Here is a 21417-nt window from a genome sequence, read left to right on the forward strand (position 1 = left end):
GGCGGTCGGGCAGCGGGGTGAGCAAGATGAGCAGGCGCCTGATCTCGAAGGCGGTGAAGCGGACGGGGGCGGGTGGGCTGCTGGGATCAGGCGGGTCCCCCTCTCTCGGCGACGGGTGCTGTCGGCGCGGGCTGGCCGTAGCGGGTCCGGGCCAGCGGGCCGTTCTCGCGGGCGGTGGCTGCGTCGCAGCCGACCAGGAACGCGGCGGCCAGCTGGGCGAGGGTGACGTGCCGGTACCAGCCGTGGAAAGAGCGGACCTCGTAGTCAGCCATCCCGCAGGCGGACTTCGCCAGCTTGATCGCCTCTTCCACCCGCCAGCGCGCGCCCGGCACCAAAACGATCTCCTCGACCGGGGTGTCGGCCGGGCCCCAGCCCAGGTAGTAGTCGCGTTTGCCGGGATCCTCCAGGCGGCGTCGCGCGACCAGCCACCGCGCCCACGCCTGGCCATCGACCATCTCCTCCTCGCCGGGGAGTCGCCGCACCCACCACTGCCACGTGCGGGTATCCAACTGGGAGGGCCCGGCGGGCAGTTCGACCCAGTCCTCCTCCCGCGCGACCCGCTCCACCAGCCGGGCGGCGTGCCGCCAGCCCGGACGCTGCAGCACCGGCGAGTTCGCCTGCACGTTGACCACGTACGGCAGACGATGTTCCTCCAGGAAGGAACGGAACGCACGCTCGCGCCCGTACACCTCGTCGGCGGCCACCCACACCTTCCCCGGCTCCTGAGGCAGGTCGGGCAGCGCCCGCTCGATCATCGCCTCCGCCAGCCGTGGCTTGGTCAGGAAGCCGCGCTGCTCGGGCACGTGCGCGGCCCGGCAGCGATCCGGCTCGTCCGTCCATTCCCGTGGCAGGTACAACTCCCGGTCGATCAACGCCTGCCCCGCACCGGTGGCCCACGCACACATCACCCCGATCTGGCAGGGGAATACCCCGCCGAGCGTCCCGGAGTGCTGCCTCGCCACCCCGGCCGAAGCCTTCCCGCGCTTGGCGAACCCGGTCTCGTCCACCACCAGCACCCCGGCCCCGCCGGGCCCCGCGCCCACGCCGTCGTCCGCCAGCTCGGCGACGGCGTACCGGCGGGTGAAGTCCCGCACCCCCTCCACGTCCCACTTCGCCCGGTCCAGCAAGTGCTGCTGGTTCCACGGCACACGCTCTCCGGCCCACTCCGCCAGCTGCCAGCCGTTCTTGCGCGAGACCGGCCCCAGTAGGCCCCGGACGCACATCTCCCCATGCCACTGCGTCTCCACCCGGCCGAACAGGTCCCCGACCCCCACCAGCAGATCGTCCAGCCGCCCCGCCCACTCCTCCGCCCACTCCCGGTCCGACACCTCGACCGGGACATCCAGCAACTCCGCCTTCATACACGGCAGTTACCCAGCTTAGAGACCCTCGAACTCCCGCAACCACCATGATCTACAGCTGAAGGGACAGTGTCCGCTACTTCACCCATCAGGCCATCGCCGCCGCGGAACACGGGTCGCTGCTCACAGCCGCGAACAACGCCGGCGCCGCTGTCTGGCTCACCTCGGACCAATGGCGGAAACTCGAAGCTGACCCCGCCCACGAGGCCAGACTGCGGGCAGCCTGCGGGCCCCACGCTCAACGCGCAGTCATGTACGACCACGCCACTACCGACCGACACCCCGTTGACCGGCCGCACTGGTACCTCGGCTACATCGGCGTCGTACCCGTCTACCGCTCCCACGGCGTCGGCAGCGCATTGCTGCGCCACGTCCTGGAAGTGTGCGACAAACAAGCACTGGGCTCCTACCTTGAGGCAAGCAGCGAACGCAGCGCCAAACTCTACGGCCGGCACGGCTTCCAACAGACAGGGCCGGCCATCCAACTCCCCGACGGAGGGCCGAAGATGCTGCCGATGTGGCGCGAGCCCGAACGGACTGAACCAAAGGGGCCCCTGCCCCGGGAGAACAGCCGCCGAAGGCGAGCGGTCGTCGCATTCCGCCTCCGTCGTCGACTCGCCTTGGCTGCACCTGCCAGTCAGGAAGAGGTCCTCCAGGACGGCACTGATGTGCTCTTCCGGTGCCGGACGACCATGCCCCCGGACGCTTACGCGCCGGGCTGACCACCAGGCTCGCCGGCCGGGGCCCCTCTTGACGGGCCAGGGGCATTGCGCGATTGGGATTGGTCCGGTTCGCCGGTCTCGTGAGTGACGTGTCGTCATGTCCGTTGTGAGGCAAGGGGCCCTGGAAAGCAGAGCAGGCACGGTGCTGGTGATCATGTGGTTGTCGAGACCCATGAGAACGAGCGAGACCGTGCCTGCCCGAACATCATCGCCCATCCCTTCCGCACTGGAGCAACTGGGCTCCCCGACTGATCCCCTCGCCTCAAGCGATGCCGCTGACCTGCGGCGTTTCCTGACCCTGGTCGCCGACCCCCGCGATGCGCGAGGTCTGCGGTATCCCGCCCTCGCATTGCTGTGCGCAGCCGCCTCGGCGGTGCTGACCGGGGCCCGCTCGCTCATCGCGATCAGCGAGTGGATCGCGGATGCCCCGCAGCATGTGCTGGGCGTCCTCGGTTTCACTGCCGATCCGCTTACCGGCCTGCGGCCCGTGCCGCACGCCGCAACCGTGCGCCGCCTGCTGCAGCGTGTGGACGGCGACGCGCTCGACGCGGCGATCGGCGCGTTTCTGCAGGCCAGAACGCCGCCCCCGGCCAAGCCGGAGACGAAGGCGGGGCCAACGCAGCGGGTGATCGCGGTCGACGGCAAGGTGGTCCGCGGTTCACGGACCGCAACGGCCGCAGCGATCCAGCTGCTGGCGGCAATGGACCACCACGGCGTGGTCCTGGCCCAGCGGCAGGTCGCTTCCAAGAGCAACGAGATTCCCTCCTTCGCGCCGTTGCTGGACGGTCTCGAGCTGGAGAACACGGTGGTGACCGCCGACGCTCTGCACACCCAGCACGACCACGGGGCCTATCTGACCAGTCGCGGCGCGCACTACGTGGCCGTCGTGAAGAAGAACCATCCCGGCCTGTACACCCAGATCAGGAAGCTGCCCTGGCGGGACATCCCGCTCGGGCACAGCACTCGCGACCACGCCCACCACCGCGACGAGATCCGCCGGCTCAAAGCGGCCGCATTCAGCCACCTCGACTACCCCGGCGCCCGCCAGGCGATCCAAGTCGTCCGGTGGCGACGCGACTTGAGCACCGGGAAACTGACCATCGAGCGCGTCTACCTGATCACCAGCCTGAGCGTCTTCGACGCCACCTGCACCGAGCTCGCCACATGGATCAGAGGCCACTGGGGCATCGAGAACCTCCTGCACCACGTCCGGGACCGCACGTTCCGAGAGGACGACTCCAAGGTCCGCACCGGCACCCTGCCCCGCGCCATGGCCTCCCTGCGCAACCTCGCCATCAGCACCTTCCGCCAGGACGGCCAGACGAACATCGCCGCCGCCCTCCGCCACACCAGCCGCGACTACCACCGGCCCCTACGAACCCTCGGTCTCACATGACAAACCCAGACAGACCTCGATCACGCAATGACCCTGCTTGACGGGCCCCGGCGCCGTGCTGATGTGCCCGGACGGAGGTCCGTCCACGGACAACCGCTGCGGTACACGAACACGATCGCGTCCGTGCCCTGTCGGGTCGTAAAGGCTCGGTCCGCGCCTCCTGGGCGTCAGCCTGCGACACACTCACCCCGACCATCAGATGGTCCAAAGGGAAAAGGCCTACCTTCCGGTCGTCATCCTCGATCACGCCCCATTCGCTGCCTCCGCCTTGCACCGTCGACCGCGAGGTCGTCGCGGACACAAAGGGCAGGCGGCAGTACGCGGGCCCACTTCGGATCCGAGAACACTCAAGACAACGGCCGTCAAACCTGAGGAGCGGGCGTGGGCGTGTTGCTTGTCCACGAGTTGTGCGTCATGCGGCGATGACCGCGTGGAAGGCCGGTGACGTTTGACATGAGGGCTTCGAAGGGGCGATGCCGCAGATGCTCGAGTCCTAGACCGCCGTGTCGGGCGTGCCGATGGTGTAAACGTCCTTGATCTTTACCTCGGTGACGCCGCGGCCTTCGGGGAACACTGCGCCCCAGTCACCGATGACGTGCAATTCGTCAGTGCCCATTGCACGAACGACCATCAGGCCCTCGTCGTATGCGCGGTGCGCCTTCCACCACAGGTTCGCGAAGGCCTGCGATCGGATCAAGTGCATCCAGTCGGCGCGGTATAGCTCCCGGTTGTAGTTGGACTCCCCCAGCGTGGACACGAATTTCGAGTACATCGCCTTGACGTACTCCAGCGTCACCTCATCGCCCTCGGCGATTGCGCGGTCCCTGGCCTCCTTCAGGATGACACGCAACTTCTCCAGCAAAACCTCCGTAGCCCCCGAGGTCCACGACTCGTGGATCTCCGGCGGATCGCAAAGGCCGTACTTCGGACCCGAAATCCGCAATAGCAGGCGCAGGGTCGACTCGGTTACCCACAGCGGGCCGGGTTCGTCACGGTTGCCGATCGGGTTCGGCAGGTAAGCGTCGTGGTCCCAGTCCGGTGGGGTGATCAGGTGTACGCCGGCGCGGCGGCGATCGTGGTGGTTTCCGGTGGAGTGCTCCAGTTGGCCGAGCGGCAGATGAGTCTTCAGCGCGCTCAAGTAGGCACCGTTCATGTCAAGTGCGGTGACCAGATGCTCGCCGGGGGGTAGTTCGGGCCTCGTCCACTTGGGGCGGGCTTCCCAGATCTGGTCGGCGCCACGGGAGGACTGCTTGCGCAGGATGTCGGGCAGCCAGGGGTGCGCGACGACGTCGTAGCGGCCGCCCTTGCGGCTGTGGTCCAGCAGTGCCATCACGTCCGGGATCGCCCGCCTCACCAGTGCGTTGGTTGCCGCCTCAAGGTCACCGGCATGCTCGGCGAGTGCGGCCGCCACAGCGGAGCCGATGAGATCTGGAGCATCTGCCGTCTTCAGGCGTCGGCCGACGGGCACGACCTTCACCGGGTGTGCCGCCGAAACCTGCCGACCGGTGGACGTGGGTCGCTGAGATTCGGTGTGCGGCGAGCTCTTCGGCCCCCAGTCCTTTGTCGCCGGTGCGGCTTTTGCCTTTTCACACTCGGCAGGGTCCATGTGCTGCGGGAATCCCGCGACCTGGTGGCCGGCGGGGTGCCCGCACAGTACACAGGGCTGAGGTGCCGCCAGCACGTCGACGTCGTCACCCTGGTCGACGCTCTGCACGGCGATGGAGGGGGTGCCGCCCTGGTCCTCCCCGATCGGCGTGTCTTCTGCCGTTTCGGCAGCCAGCTTGGTTCGTGCACCCTCAAGGAAGTAAGCGTACTTCTCCCGCACTTCGCCACCAGGGTCGCGCCCGGACTCCCAGCCCCCGACCGTGGACGGGCTCACGCCCAAAGCGTGTGCCAGCTGAGCGCGCGAGACGTTCAGCTCCTCGCGCAAAGCTCGTCGCTCTTCTGCGGGCGGAAGCGGGACCTCCTTCCTGGCCCCCGCGAGCAAAGCGTCGATCGCACCGAAGTCCGTCATCGCACCCCCCTCTCGGCAATCACCGAACGTGCAGCGTGGGCCGGACGGAGGAGAGGACGGCGACGCTCAGCGGGCAGCGCCTCCGTGGCCCGAGTGGGCCCCGCCAGGAGCTCGAGCACATCGATACCGTAATGCGCGGCGACAACCTCGCAGTCGCCCAGACCCCAGGATGCGACGCCGGACTGGCGGCGGCTGACCTGGGCCTGACTCACTCCCAAGGCTGCGGCGAGATCAGTCTGTGACTCCCCGGCCGCGTGCAGGAGTGCCGCCACAGCCGACCGCACTCGCTCTTCGAGGCTCATACTCATAAGGAGGAATCTACTAGAGAAGGCTCATGCTCTATACGCATTCCGCATTGCATCCCTTCTGGCGTCGACGGCTTGCAGGGCAGCTGAGTGGTATCCGCCCCGGCGGAGAACAGTCGTAGTTGGGCAACTGCCGGTGGGGGCCGGGGAGAGGGTACTCAGCCATGCATTGGCTGGCAGCTGAGAACGGGGGCTCCAGCCTCATGGGCCCGTGGTGCCACAGCAACCGCCGCGAGATGGCATCAGCCGGCGACCGCTACGGGACTGAGTACAACCCCAAAACGAGCCCAGTGGCATGGACCGGGGACCGGGACCGGGAGGACGATGTCCGTCGAGGGACTGCACCTCATGATCCGGGGCCGTGACCGACCGAGGGCGGAAGGGCACGACCACCGAATCGTCCCACAGTCATTCGAGCGGGCAATTGGTGGCCGCCAGCGAGTGCCCCTCCAGGCCGCACCCACCGCAGCTCCGGCCGGCTGACGTCACGAGAGGCAAAATCCAGCGCACCGCCCGCACCAGGCCCACGCATGTACGAACTGCACGATTCTACGAGTATTCACTCGCTCGCCTCCCGTCGCGTCATAGGCGGGGAAGAATTCGATCCTTACTGGACGTAGCCTGGCTCGCGCGACAAGTCTACGCGGGCGAATCTCGGCATCAGCGAAACAGACCACGTAAGACGACTGCCTGCCTGCCGCGCTTGGCCCTTGGAAAAGGGTTCGTCCAACCCAATCCTGACCGTGCTATCGCAACGAGGAAGTGCTCGCCCTCCATGACCACTGCACATCATGCGGTACAGCGACCCCGTCACCTCAACGACATTCCGGGCTGGTTCCCCTTACTCGATCAGGTGCTCTTCGATTGGCTTCTGAACCGGCAGAAGACCACTGGAGTCCGCGGCGATCTCCTGGAAGTCGGGGTCTACATGGGCAAGAGCGCGATTTTCCTGGGCCGCTATCTCCAGGAGGGCGAACGCTATACCGTGTGCGATCTCTTCGAGGGCGATGCCCCCGACGACGCCAACCGGGCGGAGTCGACGAAATCGTACGCCGCCCTCACTCGCCAGGCCTTCGAAGCAAACTACCTGTCCTTCCATGACGAACTTCCGCGGGTGGTGCAGGGACCCAGCTCACTGGTGACCGATGAGGTGGAGCGAGGTTCTTGTCGCTTCGCTCATATCGACGGCTCACACTTGTACGAACACGTGCACGGCGACATCGGCGCCGCGCGAGATGCCCTGCTGCCGGACGGCATCGTCGCCCTCGACGACTTCCGCTCTGAGCACACACCCGGCGTCTCCGTGGCCGTGTGGGAGGCCGTGCTCAATCGAGGCCTGCGCCCCATCTGCCTCACCACGCAGAAGCTGTACGGTACTTGGGGCGACCCCGAACCAGTGCAGCAAGAGTTGCTGGCGATGGCCCAGGGGCGCAGCGACTGCGGGGTCAGCGTGCAGCATGCTGCCGGACACTGCCTCGTTCGTCTGAAGTCCAAAGGCGTGAAGGCCCCTGACTTTCCGTCGTCCCGTTACGCGGAGGAACCCGAGCCCATCGCACCCCTCCCCGCCGACAAGTCAGTGGCAACCACCAAAGAGACCAAGCCGGCCCCGCACCGCCACGCCCACCGTCTGGCGACCGACCTGCTGCCCCCGCTCCTCACCCGAGCCATCCGCAAGGCCCGACCGGCAAACAGGCACGCCGCAAAGCCCCACTCCTAGTCTCCGCCAACTTCTCAGCAAGATTCCAAGAGCTCGGTCAACGGTGCCATGACGCAGGAACAGCGGCGGCCGCCGGCTGATTGGCCGACAACAGAGCGAGCGCGTGACAGCCCGGACGCAAGTCGCACCGCAGCCCTGGAAGTGCACTGTCTGCCGCAGTACATCCCATGAGGCGCAGAGCCTTCGCCTACGGTCGTCGCGGCCTCACTCGCACGGCTCCCGCCCGCCGTGACTGTGCCTGTCGACCGACCGCCCATCAACACCTACGTCTCCGACGTGGCCAACGGCGTCGAGTGTTCCTCCGACAGGCACAGTGTCCTACGGCCGCCTCTATCCCTTGCGGCAGGTAAAGCTGGCCGCCTCATCGGGGTCTCCGCTGCCGACGTAGCGTAGCCAAGCGGGATACTCGCACAGTGGTTCGCGTGCGGCCCCATCTAACCGTGTTCACGTCGGTGACCGTCGGACGCACGGGTGCCTTCCCCTGTTCGGCCCACTTCTCCAGGGCAGTGACCGAGTCCCAGCTGGGCGCGAACGCGGGCCGCGCACTGCCGTGGTTTGCTCCGGGGATGAGGTAAAGGCGGGTGAAACTCTCAGCCGAGGCCCGGCCCATCGTCTTCACGATGCGTTCGAAGTACTTGGCCGTGGAGCGGTAACTGACAAGTTCATCCGCAGTGCCATGCAGGAGCAGGAGCTTGCCGCCCGCCTTCAGCTCGCGAATGCGTTGCAGCCGCTGGCCGGGCCGGAGCGGATCAAGGGCAAGCGAGTTGAACTTGGGATCGCGGGCGATAACGAACCTGGCCCATTGGTCCCAGAACTGTGCAGCCGCGGCGGCGGTAGTGGGCATGGGGTTGGCCGGAGTGTGCGTACCCAGACCCAACAGGGGAACCGACGGGTCGGCGCCGGACAAGTATGGCAAACCCGGGGAGCTCGTCTCCCCGTGGGCCAGGTGGTACTTCCACCGTAGCGGGGAGGAAAGAGCCTTGATCGCCGCGATTTGGGGATCGCTGAGGCAAGTAGCAGCGTTCCCTCTGCGTGGGCAACGCAAGGTAGCGGGGTCGAAATGACAGCCGACCTCGTCGGAGATCACGCCGTCACGCAGGCCGTCGTTGCCGTCGCATGCCTTGATGACGCTGCGGTAGACGAGCTCCTGCTGGTCGGGCGACAGAAGGCACCTGGCCTGGCCAGAGTTCGCGCCTCGTAGCCGGAGTACAGTGTGCCGGCTACGAAGTTCAAGGCGGGGAAGACCGAGATGACGCCGTCGAAATCGGTGGGCCATCGCTGAGCCACAGCCAGTGCTTCACGTCCGCCGTTGGATCCGCCGGAAAAATAGCTGCATGCCAGTTCGGTCCCGCAGTGGATTTTGGTGAGGAAGAGTGCGGTGTCACGGGTCCTTGAGAGCACCGCCCGCGAAGTTGCGTACGGCCTCGTCGTTGAGGCCGAAGGATGCGTCGAAGACGGGCGACGGCAGGTCTGCCTGTGTCGCCTGGTGCCCGGAGTCGCTGGCAAAGGTGACATAGCCGCGGCCCAGCGGGGTGCGCTGGTCGGCTGCACCATAGGGCACGTTGGCGGTGATGTCGGGAATGACGCCGTCGAAGCCGCCGCCGAACATCATGGCCCGGCCGTTCCACCGGGTCGGCAGATTGACTTGTACGGTGATGTCAGGCGCCGAGCGGTCCACGGGGTGAATGGACGCCTCTACCCGGCAATACGGACCGGTGGCCCTGGATTCCTCGCCAGACGCTTCAACCATCCGCGCACCGGTCACCTCCGCTCCAGTGGTCGGCAGACCGATCACCGTGGCCGGTACCTTCACCCCGGCCAGCTGGGTACAGGGAACAGTCGCTGCCTCCGACTGCACCGCGGGCCCGAGTGTGGTCACCGCCAGCACAGCTGCGAGACATGGTGGCACGAGTAAGTGTCTCTTCAACCGAAATCCTCCCCCTACAGCGACCGGCTGGGCATCGCCAGAAGGATCAAGCACCACGGGCATTCCCTTCTGACAATCTTGATCCGCTGTCGGCCTGTGCTGACCTCAGCGCGCGGTTACACCGGGAAAGGGCCTTGATCGGTGGCGAATCACATGACGCGGGTGGCGCCGCCCGGCAGTCGTCGGCAGGGCGATTACGGAGCAAGCGGTCGGCGCGCAGGTGCGACGCTCGGGCGCGCCACATCACGGTGAGCTGTCGTTCATGACCAGGCCGACCATGTACGCGGCGCCTGGGGCGGGCGCATCTCATGCTGCCGTCCGGCCAGGAGCTTTCCCGAGACGGACCGCCTGGTGCCGCGTGTGAGGGGGCGGGTTGGTGTGTCCCAGCCGTGTTTGGGTGATCTGTAACAGCCGCTGTAAGTGGTCTGGGATGCGGCACGTCTGGAGCCGATGGCCGAGACTCCGGGCGAGGTTCTGGGCGGCAACCAGAGTGCCGATGCCCGTGCAATCGCAGAAGTCCAGCCCCGCAAGGTCAATGACCGTCTCCTCATGTACAGCCACAGCGGCAACAAGCTTGTCGCGCAGGACCTCGGCAGTGGCGATGTCCAGCTCACCAGAAACAGTGACCAACGCTTGGCGCAGGTCAGCGCCGGTGCTCAGCGTGATGTTCATGTTTGGCTCTACCTCCCTGCGGCATCGGTGAGCCGAGCGCCGCAGGACGACATGCGACGGGGAACTCGGGCCACGCTGGCCGCACGACCGAACAATACAGGCACAGAAGATACGAAATCTGGACAAGACCGCCTTTTCGTTACACACGAAGCGTTTCAGACTGGCAGACTGAGGGAATGGGCCATGATCGCTACACCCACCTTGCCGCACACTTCGCCCCGACTCACCCCGGGTTCTGATCCTGTTTCATTGGTACCGAATGCTTGCGTGGTCGACGCGGCCACCGGACAGGGCGCCCGGCAGTCGGCGATGCGGGACCACGCTACTGACAAAGGGCGAGATAGAGCGCGCGACCGTGGTGGCCGAGGTACCCCTCGCCAATGGTGGGTGTCTCATCAGGTCGAACGACGATGCACGCCCCCTCGGCACCGTCCTGGTACACGATTTTGACTGCTGTCGCTACACCACACCCGTTCCCTGCCTGCGCGTACCGCCAGCTTTGATTCAAAACGAGGCAGGCCGGCGCAGGCTCGGCGGCCATCGTCGCGGCGGAGGCCAAGCCGGTGGTCAGCGGCGACAGCGAGAGCGCCGCGAGCGCGCCCAAGCAGGCCGGGTTGCGAAGAATCCGAATGCGCATAGCTGATCGCCTTTCAACCCAAGAATCAACAAAGCTTGAACGCGGTCAGCGCCGGAGACCACGGGTTCAGTGACCCCAGGAGGCCTATTCACGGGGTTTCACCAGCCCTTTTTGTAGAAGGTGAGGGCGGTGACGGTTTTGGCGACGAGGGGGAACTTGGCCAGGGGGCCGCGGTAGCGGGTCGCGAGGATCTTCCAGTCCTTCAGGTGTGCGATCGCTCGCTCAATGGCGGCGCGGAGGCTGCTGATGCTCCGGTTGTAGATCTTGGCGCCAGTGGGGCGTTGCTGACCAGGTGGTTTGCGTCTCGCGGTGAGCATGCCGGAACCCACGTACCCAAGATCGCCCATGCTCTGCCGTTCTGCGAAGGTCTCCGGGAAGTGGGACTGGCGCCAGGCGTACATGTCGTGGCGGGAGCCCGGGACAGGCTCGGACACCGCGAGCAGGTCTCCGGACAGCGTGGCGGCGATCTGCAGGTTGAAGCCGGTGTCACGATGCTTGCCGGAGAACATAGCGGTGCCTTCGCTCGCCCAGTCCCACGTGGTGACCAGGGTCCCGTCGATGAGCACGATCCGGCCGGCTGAGGCTTCCACAGGATCAGGGACATGCCCGGCGAGGGCCTTCTCCACCACCGGAAGCAGCCCCGTCCACCGCCGGGAAACAGTGGCCTGGCTGACACCGAACAGTTCCGCCGCCGCTTCCTGGACGGGGTTCTGCCGCAGGAGGAACAGCACCAGGACCACCGACCGGTACAGGCCCAGCGACCACATCCGCGCCGGAGACACCGCAGGATCCGGGTCCTCCACGAGCGCCTGATGGACCCGCACCACCAGCCCGTCCAGTTGATCCTTGTCTAACCCTGCCGTAACGTTCCAGCTCAACGGCCCTGCCCCAGTTCACTTCTGACGTTTTCGCAGACATCAGACTACCGAGCAGGGCCGTCCTGATGATCAAGAAATCCGGGCCGCACCACCCCGTGAATAAGCCTCCAGGCTTTCAACGGCAAACCATCGAAGGCAACATGATGATCATCATTTCGGCCGAAGGGTCATTTTCGCCCGCAGAGAGCGCCGACCTGCGTCTTTCGGCTTGGGCGGGAAGAGAGCCAAGGGTGATCATTCAACGATTTCCTGTTCTCAATGCGGCACAGGCACCAACCCGCAGGTGCCAGCTCTGCAGACGGGGATGGGCCCGCCAAGATTGCAAAGCCATCCCCAAGGCCCGAGTCCGATTCCCGACGAGGCGCGAAGCTGCCAGGCACAGCGAAGTGTTCGGTCGCTACGCCGTCCGAGGAGCGCTGTTCCGCGGCATCAGCAGGGCATCTCCAGCCATGGGCGACGCCGTCCTGCCCAACCCGATGGCGCACGGACCTGGGTATCTGGTCGACCAGGATGGAGCCGTACCTGGAGACAATGACTGGCAACATGCCCGGGAGAACGGAACTCTGCACCAGCTCCGTCTCAAGCGGTGACCGTTGATCACCGTACTGCCATAGCGGTCTTCGCTCTGAGGGGCTGTTTGCGTTGGGCGGTGTCCGGTAAGGGCAAGCCGATGCCTGCACCCGGATCTTCTGTTCAGGTAGCCGGACCTGAATGCCCGGCGGAGGGACTCGGTAGCCCGTACAGGCGCCTCGCCCCTGCGACGGGCGTATTGGGGCTACCGTCAGTCGCAACTACCGGGACTAGCCCCGGCGGCTGAGACGTGTGGGGCGGGTGGTATGGAGCATCACCAGCCTCTCTGACCACGCAGGGGACGGTTGGGGAAGAACGGCCCGGCCGCATGGGCCGGGCCGTCCAGGCGGTATAGCCAGTCGCGGAGTTCGACCTGTACCGCCTTCCGCATCAGCCCAACATGCGAGAGGCCGACGCGGCCGATAGCGGGAAGCGGCCCCGACAAAGATGTCACTCAATAGACCCCTGAGCGTGCCACTTATGACGCCAGGTTCTTGATGCTTCCAAGGAAGGTGCATGATCCGACCACTGGCCTTCTCCAAGCATCGAGCTGAATTCGACATACACGGTCTGCCACTTTGGCCTACCGTCGCGCCATTCGTCACGCGGACGACCTGGGCGCGATCGAGACCATGAACTGACTAGTGGCTGTTCGGCGCCATCAATCGGTGGAGGTCGACTTGAATCGGGATCTGTGCGTTCGAAAAGTTGAGCAGCCGCCATCCGAAGCCCACGTGATAATGCATGAGCAGAGGCATGGAGGCGCGGGCGCCGTGTGAGAAACCGACCCCACCAGACGGAACCTGCACGATCCGTACCAGGACTAGGTCAGGGGCTGCAAACTCTGGGTTGGCCTCCACTCCCCATGTCCCTTGGTCAAGCGTGATCGAGGCTTCTTCGACTTGCGCACGGGCGAAACCCTCCCAGAGACCGTGATCGACGTGATCCTCAGCGAACGCTTCGACGACCTCATCGGTCTCGTAGTCATACTGACGGGCGTGCAACTGCCCGTCACGCGACAGCAGCCATGCCTTCACCCAACGGCGACGCAATTGCGGATGAGATGTCCGCCAGGCGCTGCGCATGTCGCGGTGAATCCAATAGGCTTCAGCGAATGCCCACGCCGCGTTCATCACGGCAGCTTGCACGGCGTACGTCGCATAATCGTCGCGTTTCATCTCAATCCCTCCCCCAGATTGCTGAACGCCCTGGTACGGCGACATGGCCACAGGTTCCAAGCCGTTGCAGCGTAACCCTCAGTACGCAGCCCAAGTTGCTCAGCAGAAAGTCATACTGGCCCATCTTGAGTGAGGGCCCTGACGATCACCAGCCGCGAAACGAACACGATCGCTGGCAGCAGTCCAGGAACCGAAGCTTCTGTGACCCAACCTGTCACGGAGCTCAGAGCGCGGGGTGCCCTGCCCGGCAGCGGGGGTCCGAGGAGTTCCTAGGGCACACCCCTGCAGCAATGAGTATCGGCAGCGGATGCCCTCCATTGAGCAGTGTCGGCTCAACCGAAGAGTGTTCGACCAGTGCGAGTGGACGAGCTCACCTTGGCTTTCGACATGGCTATGGATCCACGCCGGTGACGCAACCCCTGCTGTGCATCAAGGGCCGGGACCTTTCGTGCTTGTCCTCGTATGCGCGGCTCCGGGGGAGAATCAGCTGATCGCGAGTGAGCCGGAACGCGAGCAGCCCCGTACCGGAGGCGTTGGTGATCCATGTCGTGAGGGGTGTGGAGTTGACGGTGGCGGCGCCGGAGTGGCCGATGTAGGCGATGCCGGTCACGCCCGTGCCCCGACTGGTGAGACCCAGGTCGACGTGCCCGCTGCCGCAGGTGACAGCGACCACTCACGCGGTAGTGCCGTACGGGCGAAGTCGGCCCTGCTTGCAGGGTCGCAACGCAGGTTTGTGAAGGATCGGTGAGAGGGATACGGATCCTAGTGCCTTCCGCGTTTGCCCAGGCTGCGCGCAGGGGGTTCGGAGGGTCCGCGGGTGTAGGGAGTCTGATGCCGTAGGGTGTCGGCAACGGCTCAATGTGAGACCACTTCCACCGGATGAATTGATGAATTGTGGCCCTCCTTGGCGGCCTGACTCGTTGAGTCAGGCCGGGAGGATGGGTGATCAGCGTGGAGGACTGGGCGGAGATCCGCCGGTTGCACCGGGCCGAGCAGATGCCGATCCGGGCGATCGCACGGAAGTTGGGGATCTCGCGGACCACGGTGCGCCGGGCAGTGGCCAGCGACCGGCCGCCGAAGTACGAACGGGCGCCCAAGGGATCGATCGTGGACGCGGCCGAGCCGAAGATCCGCGAACTGCTCGAGGTGTGGCCGGACATGCCGGCGACCGTGGTGGCCGAGCGGATCGGCTGGCAGCACGGCATGACCGTGCTGCGGGATCGGGTGCGGGAGCTCAAGCTCGACTACCTGCCGGCAGACCCGGCCTCCCGGGCGGTCTATGCGCCCGGCGAACTGGTCCAGTGCGACCTGTGGTTCCCGCCCTCGGCGATCCCGCTGGGGTTCGGGCAGACGGGCTGTCCGCCGGTGCTGGTGATGGTGGCCGGCTACTCGCGGTGGATCATGGCGAGGATGCTCCCGAGCAAGGCCGCGGCCGACCCGATCGCCGGGCACTGGCGGCTTTTGACCGGGCTCGGAGCCGTCCCGAAGGCTCTGGTCTGGGACAACGAGGCCGCGGTCGGCTCCTGGCGGGGCGGCAGTCCCCAGCTGACCGAGGACTTCGCGGCGTTCGCGGGACTGCTGGGCATCCGCATCATCCAGTGCCGCCCCGGCGACCCGGAGGCCAAGGGCCTGGTCGAGCGAGCCAACGGCTATCTGGAGACCAGCTTCCTGCCCGGCCGGGTCTTCGCCTCGCCGACCGACTTCAACATCCAACTGGCGAACTGGCTGACCAAGGCCAACCGGCGCCTGCACCGCACCCTGCAGGCCCGCCCGTCCGAGCGGATCGAGGCGGACAAGGCCAGGATGCTGACTCTGCCACCGGTCGATCCGCCGGGCTGGTGGCGATCCAGCCTGCGCCTACCGCGCGACCACTACGTCCGCCTCGACACCAACGACTACTCCGTCCACCCGCTGGCCATCGGCCGCCGCATCGAGGTGAAGGCAGACCTGGACCAGGTCCTGGCCTTCTGCGAGGGCACCGAGGTCGCCCGGCATGCCCGCTGCTGGGCCCGCCATCAGTCCCTCACCGACCCCACCCACACGGCCGCCGCGAAAGCCGACCGCGAACGGGCCCGGAAACGGCCCGCTGCGGCCAACCAACTCGACGTCGAACAACGGCCGCTGGACACCTACGACCGGATCTTCGGCGTCATCGACGGCGGCCTCAGCACCGGTGAGGGAGTCGCCTGATGGCCACCAAACAGACCGCGAACGGCCGCGACGTCTCCTCCGAACTCGTCTATCTGACCAAGGCGTTGAAGGCGCCCGCGTTGCGGGACGCGGCCGCCCGGCTCGCCGAACGAGCCCGCGACGAGGGCTGGAGCCATGAGGAGTATCTGGCCGCCTGCCTGCAGCGGGAAGTCGCCGCCCGCGACAGCCACGGCGCCGAGGGCCGCATCCGCGCGGCCCGCTTCCCCTCCCGCAAGTCACTCGAGGACTTCGACTTCGACCACCAGCGATCCGTGAAACGCGAGGTCATCGCCCATCTGGGAACGCTGGACTTCGTGGTCGGCAAGGAAAACGTGATCTTCCTGGGGCCGCCCGGCACCGGCAAAACCCACCTCGCCACCGGGCTCGGCATCCGGGCCTGCCAGGCCGGCCACCGGGTCGCCTTCGCCACCGCCGCCCAATGGGTGACCCGCCTCGCCGAAGCCCACCACGTGGGCAGACTCAGCGACGAATTGACCCGTCTGGGCCGGATCCCGCTGATCATCGTGGACGAGGTTGGCTACATCCCCTTCGAACCCGAGGCAGCCAACCTGTTCTTCCAGTTCATCTCGGGTCGCTACGAACGCGCCTCGGTGATCGTGACCAGCAACAAGCCGTTCGGACGCTGGGGCGAGGTCTTCGTCGACGACACCGTCGCCGCCGCGATGAACGACCGCCTCGTCCACCACGCCGAAGTGATCTCGCTCAAGGGCGACAGCTACCGCATGCGCGGCCGCGACCTCGGACGAGTTCCCACGGCCAACACCGGGGAATGACCAACATCAACTGACAGCGTGAGGTCCACTTTTCATCTGGTGCCCCCGGTCCACGATTCAGCCGTTACCGACAGTCGGGGGAGTTCGTCAATCGGCCAGCCCTGCTCGGGGAGCGTAGGGCGCATCGCACTCGCTTCCTACTTGGCGGACGACGCAGTACCGCTGCCAGCCGCCGCCGACAGGTCGGCTCACGTCGCACAAGGCCATGCTCGCGTACTGCCCCCAGCTCCCACACGTGCTGGCGCGTATGTCCGCCAACAGTCGAGGGTCGTCATCCAGTGCAGGACGGAGGTACCGGTTTCTGCCCTGGCACCACGACATCACCGCAACGCCAGTGCTCGATTGTCAACACTTGCGTGCCTTGGCATCGAGGGCCCTCGCGGAGTCGGCCATCAGTGACCGTCAAAGACGGCGAACACATAGCTACGCCAGTCCATTCAAAGCGCGATTCGCCCGCTCCTCGTTCGCGCGAGGCCGACGCGACATGAGCGCTATAGCTCCGCCATCCGCTCGTACGCCTGGGCTATGTCACCGTGGGAAACCTATCGTCGCACGCCGGCAGCCCCCGGCGAACCGTGATCCACCGGGGGCTTCCCTTCGCGGGTAGCACAACCGTAACCGCAGAAGGAACTGGAAGAAGTCTCCGACACCAAGTCATACGCCGAACAGCCGATCAAATCGGTCTCCGCCAAAGGATGGACCGCTATGAACTAGCGAGAGCTCACGAGACGGGATTACGGTGGGAACTATGTGGCCGCGGGCTCACGCTACGTAGTGCACGTAACCGGGATTAGGGGGCAAGCCAGACCGGCAGGGACGAGTCCGCCGTGCGCGACGAAGCGGAAGGTGCCAGGCCCCAGCCCGGCTGTTTTGTGCATGACCGTTGGTAGACGCTCTAAACAGCCCGCTCGACTGGATACTCAGACCTTCTGTCCGACCTTGTCAGGTGCTCAGAAAGCGAGCGAAACGGTTTCACTCACGGCGGAGGTGTCAAATCGAACATTGGGCGGCCGTTGGCAGGACGGGTGCAGGGTGGGAACATCCTCGGACCAAGTCATTGCCGAGCCCGCCCGGTTGCCACAGCAGCCGTCTGCCAGATGGGATATGGAGGGCAAGGGATTCGAAGAGCGAGATCACGCAACAGTTGTCAACGCTTGGCTCTGCCCGGAAAGTTGTACACGCTCAACTACGTTGAAGGTGGTTCCAGCGACTCACCCTTCCACTCAGGATCTTTGGGCGGAGGCGTGAAGCGTAGTGCCAGCACTGCTTCTTTGGGGTCATCGAAGCGTACACCGATCCCGAGTTCACCCAGTAGATATAAGGCCCATCGCTGGATTTCACTGTTGTCTCTGATCGCACGATCTAATGCAGGATCCTGCGGTTCATACCACTCGGGTGTCGAATGTCTACCAGCGATCCTGATTGCAGCCACAATTCTAGCGACGTGCTCCAACTGATTCAGGTCAATGGTCGGCCTATTCTCCGTGTTCATGCTTCACATGATGCCGTCTTGGGAGGTGACCTGCACCCTGGGACGCCGGAAGCAGCCGCAGTATCAACTCAGTTCCACGTCCAGCCTCACAACTCAAGTATGTTCCGGATCCTTAACTGCACGCCAGCGTCTGCCTGATCCCGACCCCCACAGGGTCATTGCGTGATCGAGGTCTGTCTGGGTTTGTCATGTGAGACCGAGGGTTCGTAGGGGCCGGTGGTAGTCGCGGCTGGTGTGGCGGAGGGCGGCGGCGATGTTCGTCTGGCCGTCCTGGCGGAAGGTGCTGATGGCGAGGTTGCGCAGGGAGGCCATGGCGCGGGGCAGGGTGCCGGTGCGGACCTTGGAGTCGTCCTCTCGGAACGTGCGGTCCCGGACGTGGTGCAGGAGGTTCTCGATGCCCCAGTGGCCTCTGATCCATGTGGCGAGCTCGGTGCAGGTGGCGTCGAAGACGCTCAGGCTGGTGATCAGGTAGACGCGCTCGATGGTCAGTTTCCCGGTGCTCAAGTCGCGTCGCCACCGGACGACTTGGATCGCCTGGCGGGCGCCGGGGTAGTCGAGGTGGCTGAATGCGGCCGCTTTGAGCCGGCGGATCTCGTCGCGGTGGTGGGCGTGGTCGCGAGTGCTGTGCCCGAGCGGGATGTCCCGCCAGGGCAGCTTCCTGATCTGGGTGTACAGGCCGGGATGGTTCTTCTTCACGACGGCCACGTAGTGCGCGCCGCGACTGGTCAGATAGGCCCCGTGGTCGTGCTGGGTGTGCAGAGCGTCGGCGGTCACCACCGTGTTCTCCAGCTCGAGACCGTCCAGCAACGGCGCGAAGGAGGGAATCTCGTTGCTCTTGGAAGCGACCTGCCGCTGGGCCAGGACCACGCCGTGGTGGTCCATTGCCGCCAGCAGCTGGATCGCTGCGGCCGTTGCGGTCCGTGAACCGCGGACCACCTTGCCGTCGACCGCGATCACCCGCTGCGTTGGCCCCGCCTTCGTCTCCGGCTTGGCCGGGGGCGGCGTTCTGGCCTGCAGAAACGCGCCGATCGCCGCGTCGAGCGCGTCGCCGTCCACACGCTGCAGCAGGCGGCGCACGGTTGCGGCGTGCGGCACGGGCCGCAGGCCGGTAAGCGGATCGGCAGTGAAACCGAGGACGCCCAGCACATGCTGCGGGGCATCCGCGATCCACTCGCTGATCGCGATGAGCGAGCGGGCCCCGGTCAGCACCGCCGAGGCGGCTGCGCACAGCAATGCGAGGGCGGGATACCGCAGACCTCGCGCATCGCGGGGGTCGGCGACCAGGGTCAGGAAACGCCGCAGGTCAGCGGCATCGCTTGAGGCGAGGGGATCAGTCGGGGAGCCCAGTTGCTCCAGTGCGGAAGGGATGGGCGATGATGTTCGGGCAGGCACGGTCTCGCTCGTTCTCATGGGTCTCGACAACCACATGATCACCAGCACCGTGCCTGCTCTGCTTTCCAGGGCCCCTTGCCTCACAACGGACATGACGACACGTCACTCACGAGACCGGCGAACCGGACCAATCCCAATCGCGCAATGCCCCTGGTACTGAGGGGACAGCACGATCCTGGGGCGGGCTGCTGTGGTCGTGTCGGCAGTGCTACTGGTGTCCCCAGCACGACGGCCCCACAGTGATGCGGACCATCGCGTCCATCGTGAAGGAACTGTCCCAGGTGGGCCTGCCCCTAGCGCCGCACTTGTCACTGAGAAGGCTCAACCTCCCGTCATAACCACTCCGTTCCAGCGTCGTGTACGTAGACGTCCACCTGCAGCTTGAGGGACGCCGGCGCTGCGCGGGTGGGGATGTTGCAGGTACAGAGGCAGGTGGCTCTGACGGGCCGCGGCGGAAGGACGGCTGGCGTGGACGACAGCCACCGGACTGGGCGTGCACGGACTCGGTCGGGAACAAGGACAGGCATCACACGGCGAGATGGAAATCAGTGCAAGATCGTACGTTTGCCCTGGTTGGCTTGGTTGGTTGCGTGGACGGCTCGCATCCTGGCCGTAGTGGTCCTCATGGTGGCCGCTGTCGGGGCCTCGGTGTTTCTCGATCTGGACGGCAACATCCAAGTCTTGGACATCGAGGGCAAGATCGGCGACAGACGCCCGGTCAGTCTCAGCCATCAGGCCCGGAACATCCTGGTCGTGGGCTCGGACAGCCGCATGGGGGCGAACGCTAAGTACGGTCATGGCTTGGAGAGCATGCAGTCGGACACTTTGATGCTGGTGCACATCGCAGCCAACCGGGAATGGGCCACACTGGTATCCCTGCCACGCGACTCCTATGTGGAGATCCCGGCCTGCGACCGTGGTGACGGCACTCAGTCCACGCCCCACCATTTCAAGATCAATGAGGCGTTTTCCATCGGCGGTGCGGATGGAGACATCGGTGGTGCGGTCGCCTGCACCATCAAGACGGTTGAGAGGAACTCCGGTCTGCACATCGATCACTTCGTGGTCGTCGACTTCCAGGGATTCAAGGGCATGGTCAGCGCTCTCGGCGGCATTGAGGTCTGTCTCAGCGAACCGATTCACGATGCCGGCGCACAGCTCGACCTCGACACTGGCTGCCAAACCGTCAAGGACGAGGAGGCTCTTGGCTACGTCCGTGCCCGTTACAGCCTCGGCGATGGAAGTGACACGGGCCGCATCGGTCGCCAACAGGAGTTCATGGACGCCCTTCTCCGCCAGGCTCGGCAGAAGCTGACGACCCCCAGCGCCTTATATGGGTTTTTGGATTCTGCAACAAAGTCACTCACCATGGACAGAAAGCTGGCTGAAGTCCAGTCGCTGTACGACCTCGCACTGAGTTTCAATAGTATCCCAAGGGACCGCATTACCTTTCTGACTGTTCCGAACTACCCCCGGGAGGTGGAAGTCCCGACGGATAAGGCCAACGTCGTGTGGCGATACCCCCAGGCTCAGGCCCTCTTCATGTCGCTCGCCATGGACAACGAAGTGGACCCGCGGAAGCTGGAATCGGCCGAGGTCATCCCCAGGAGAAGCCCCCTTCCGTCGACTTGAGAGTGCAGCTGTCGTTGATCACTCGCTGGGGCCGCATGAGCGGAGCCTCGCGCTCGGATGTCTTCCAACTCGCTTCTCGGGTCCCCTCCAATGTCTAGGATCGACAGGCTGATGGGGATTCACCGGTCGGTTCGTGGGAGATGGCTGGCTCAGTAGTCTCGGACCATGTGGCGGTACGGGGCTGAGCGGCCTGTAAAGCGTGTGGCAGACGACTGGGGTCAGGCAGCCTGTGCTGGCCGGTTAACGGGGCGTGGTGGAGGCCGTAGCCGTGCTGCCGGCAGCGACACGGGTCTTGTAGTTCTTAATCCGACTAATCACATTCTCCACGCGGGTGCGGCCTTTGCGGTGCTCGGCGCGGTCCTTCTCCTCGCCCCTCAGCAGTGGCCGTCCGGGACGTTTACGCTGCAGCACCACCAGCCCGGTGTTGATGTACGCGCCGTACCCGAGCACGGTCACGCCCCGGCACCGCTGAGGCAAGTCCGAGTTCCGCCGGGCCTTCGCGTCCGCAGTCGTGCTCGGCACCGAGCGGGTGGCAGCCAC

General features: G+C 65.6%; 16 protein-coding genes and 1 pseudogene. 6 read left to right on the forward strand and 11 right to left on the reverse strand.

Translation table 11 applies throughout. From position 1 onward, the window contains the following. Positions 1 to 86: 86 nt before the first annotated feature. A complete protein-coding gene (locus tag ABIE67_RS02420) occupies positions 87 to 1361 on the reverse strand; it encodes an IS701 family transposase (protein WP_370252079.1) in 1275 nt (424 codons plus the stop codon). Positions 1362 to 1612: 251 nt separating this feature from the next. Between ABIE67_RS02420 and ABIE67_RS02425 the strand changes: the two genes are divergently transcribed. Together ABIE67_RS02425 and ABIE67_RS02430 are read left to right on the forward strand one after the other, a co-directional pair. Beyond that, the gene (locus tag ABIE67_RS02425) at positions 1613 to 2083 is read left to right on the forward strand and encodes a GNAT family N-acetyltransferase (protein ID WP_370252540.1); all 471 of its coding nucleotides are present in this window, start codon (positions 1613 to 1615) and stop codon (positions 2081 to 2083) included. Between the two features lie 172 nt (positions 2084 to 2255). Continuing rightward, complete coding sequence (locus tag ABIE67_RS02430; protein WP_370252144.1) at positions 2256 to 3479, forward strand: ISAs1 family transposase; 1224 nt, start codon at positions 2256 to 2258, stop codon at positions 3477 to 3479. Between the two features lie 493 nt (positions 3480 to 3972). Here the strand turns inward: ABIE67_RS02430 and ABIE67_RS02435 are convergent, their stop codons facing one another. Further along, a complete protein-coding gene (locus tag ABIE67_RS02435) occupies positions 3973 to 5493 on the reverse strand; it encodes a helix-turn-helix domain-containing protein (RefSeq protein WP_370252544.1) in 1521 nt (506 codons plus the stop codon). Beyond that, complete coding sequence (locus ABIE67_RS02440; RefSeq protein WP_370252549.1) at positions 5490 to 5801, reverse strand: helix-turn-helix domain-containing protein; 312 nt, start codon at positions 5799 to 5801, stop codon at positions 5490 to 5492. Before ABIE67_RS02440 ends, ABIE67_RS02435 begins: the two co-directional genes overlap by 4 nt. 772 nt (positions 5802 to 6573) lie before the next feature. Here ABIE67_RS02440 and ABIE67_RS02445 point away from each other — a divergent pair. Then, the gene (locus ABIE67_RS02445) at positions 6574 to 7515 is read left to right on the forward strand and encodes a class I SAM-dependent methyltransferase (RefSeq protein ID WP_370252552.1); all 942 of its coding nucleotides are present in this window, start codon (positions 6574 to 6576) and stop codon (positions 7513 to 7515) included. Between the two features lie 361 nt (positions 7516 to 7876). On the opposite strand, the pseudogene ABIE67_RS02450 reads toward ABIE67_RS02445, so the two are convergent. From ABIE67_RS02450 to ABIE67_RS02475, 6 genes and pseudogenes are all read right to left on the reverse strand, one after another. Then, positions 7877 to 9505 (reverse strand): annotated as a pseudogene (locus tag ABIE67_RS02450) (tannase/feruloyl esterase family alpha/beta hydrolase). A gap of 243 nt (positions 9506 to 9748) precedes the next feature. Continuing rightward, positions 9749 to 10114 (reverse strand): STAS domain-containing protein, encoded by a 366-nt coding sequence (locus ABIE67_RS02455; RefSeq protein ID WP_370252555.1) that lies wholly within the window; start codon positions 10112 to 10114, stop codon positions 9749 to 9751. Between the two features lie 322 nt (positions 10115 to 10436). Continuing rightward, positions 10437 to 10751, reverse strand: coding sequence for a hypothetical protein (locus ABIE67_RS02460; RefSeq protein WP_370252557.1), 315 nt, complete (start codon positions 10749 to 10751; stop codon positions 10437 to 10439). Between the two features lie 98 nt (positions 10752 to 10849). Further along, positions 10850 to 11629 (reverse strand): transposase family protein, encoded by a 780-nt coding sequence (locus tag ABIE67_RS02465; RefSeq protein ID WP_370252055.1) that lies wholly within the window; start codon positions 11627 to 11629, stop codon positions 10850 to 10852. A gap of 1211 nt (positions 11630 to 12840) precedes the next feature. Next, positions 12841 to 13377, reverse strand: coding sequence for a hypothetical protein (locus ABIE67_RS02470; RefSeq protein WP_370252561.1), 537 nt, complete (start codon positions 13375 to 13377; stop codon positions 12841 to 12843). Between the two features lie 391 nt (positions 13378 to 13768). Further along, positions 13769 to 14050, reverse strand: a complete 282-nt coding sequence (locus ABIE67_RS02475; protein WP_370252564.1) for a hypothetical protein — start codon at positions 14048 to 14050, stop codon at positions 13769 to 13771. 269 nt (positions 14051 to 14319) lie between these two features. Here ABIE67_RS02475 and istA point away from each other — a divergent pair, with 269 nt between their 5' ends. Continuing rightward, on the forward strand, positions 14320 to 15567 hold the full coding sequence (gene istA, locus ABIE67_RS02480; RefSeq protein WP_370252568.1) for an IS21 family transposase: 1248 nt from the start codon (positions 14320 to 14322) through the stop codon (positions 15565 to 15567). Continuing rightward, positions 15567 to 16361, forward strand: coding sequence for an IS21-like element helper ATPase IstB (gene istB, locus ABIE67_RS02485; protein WP_370252572.1), 795 nt, complete (start codon positions 15567 to 15569; stop codon positions 16359 to 16361). The genes istA and istB overlap by 1 nt, the downstream gene beginning before the upstream one ends. Before the next feature lie 1678 nt (positions 16362 to 18039). On the opposite strand, the gene ABIE67_RS02490 is transcribed toward istB, so the two are convergent. Further along, positions 18040 to 19263 carry an ISAs1 family transposase gene (locus tag ABIE67_RS02490; protein ID WP_370252144.1) on the reverse strand — a complete coding sequence of 408 codons (1224 nt, stop codon included), beginning with the start codon at positions 19261 to 19263 and terminating at the stop codon, positions 18040 to 18042. A gap of 606 nt (positions 19264 to 19869) precedes the next feature. On the opposite strand from ABIE67_RS02490, the gene ABIE67_RS02495 reads away from it, so the two are divergent. After that, the gene (locus tag ABIE67_RS02495; protein WP_370268081.1) at positions 19870 to 20877 is read left to right on the forward strand and encodes an LCP family protein; all 1008 of its coding nucleotides are present in this window, start codon (positions 19870 to 19872) and stop codon (positions 20875 to 20877) included. 240 nt (positions 20878 to 21117) lie between these two features. On the opposite strand, the gene ABIE67_RS02500 is transcribed toward ABIE67_RS02495, so the two are convergent. Next, on the reverse strand, positions 21118 to 21333 hold the full coding sequence (locus tag ABIE67_RS02500; RefSeq protein ID WP_370252577.1) for a hypothetical protein: 216 nt from the start codon (positions 21331 to 21333) through the stop codon (positions 21118 to 21120). Positions 21334 to 21417 lie beyond the last annotated feature (84 nt).

It is taken from the genome of Streptomyces sp. V4I8 (assembly GCF_041261225.1).
Classification (GTDB): domain Bacteria; phylum Actinomycetota; class Actinomycetes; order Streptomycetales; family Streptomycetaceae; genus Streptomyces.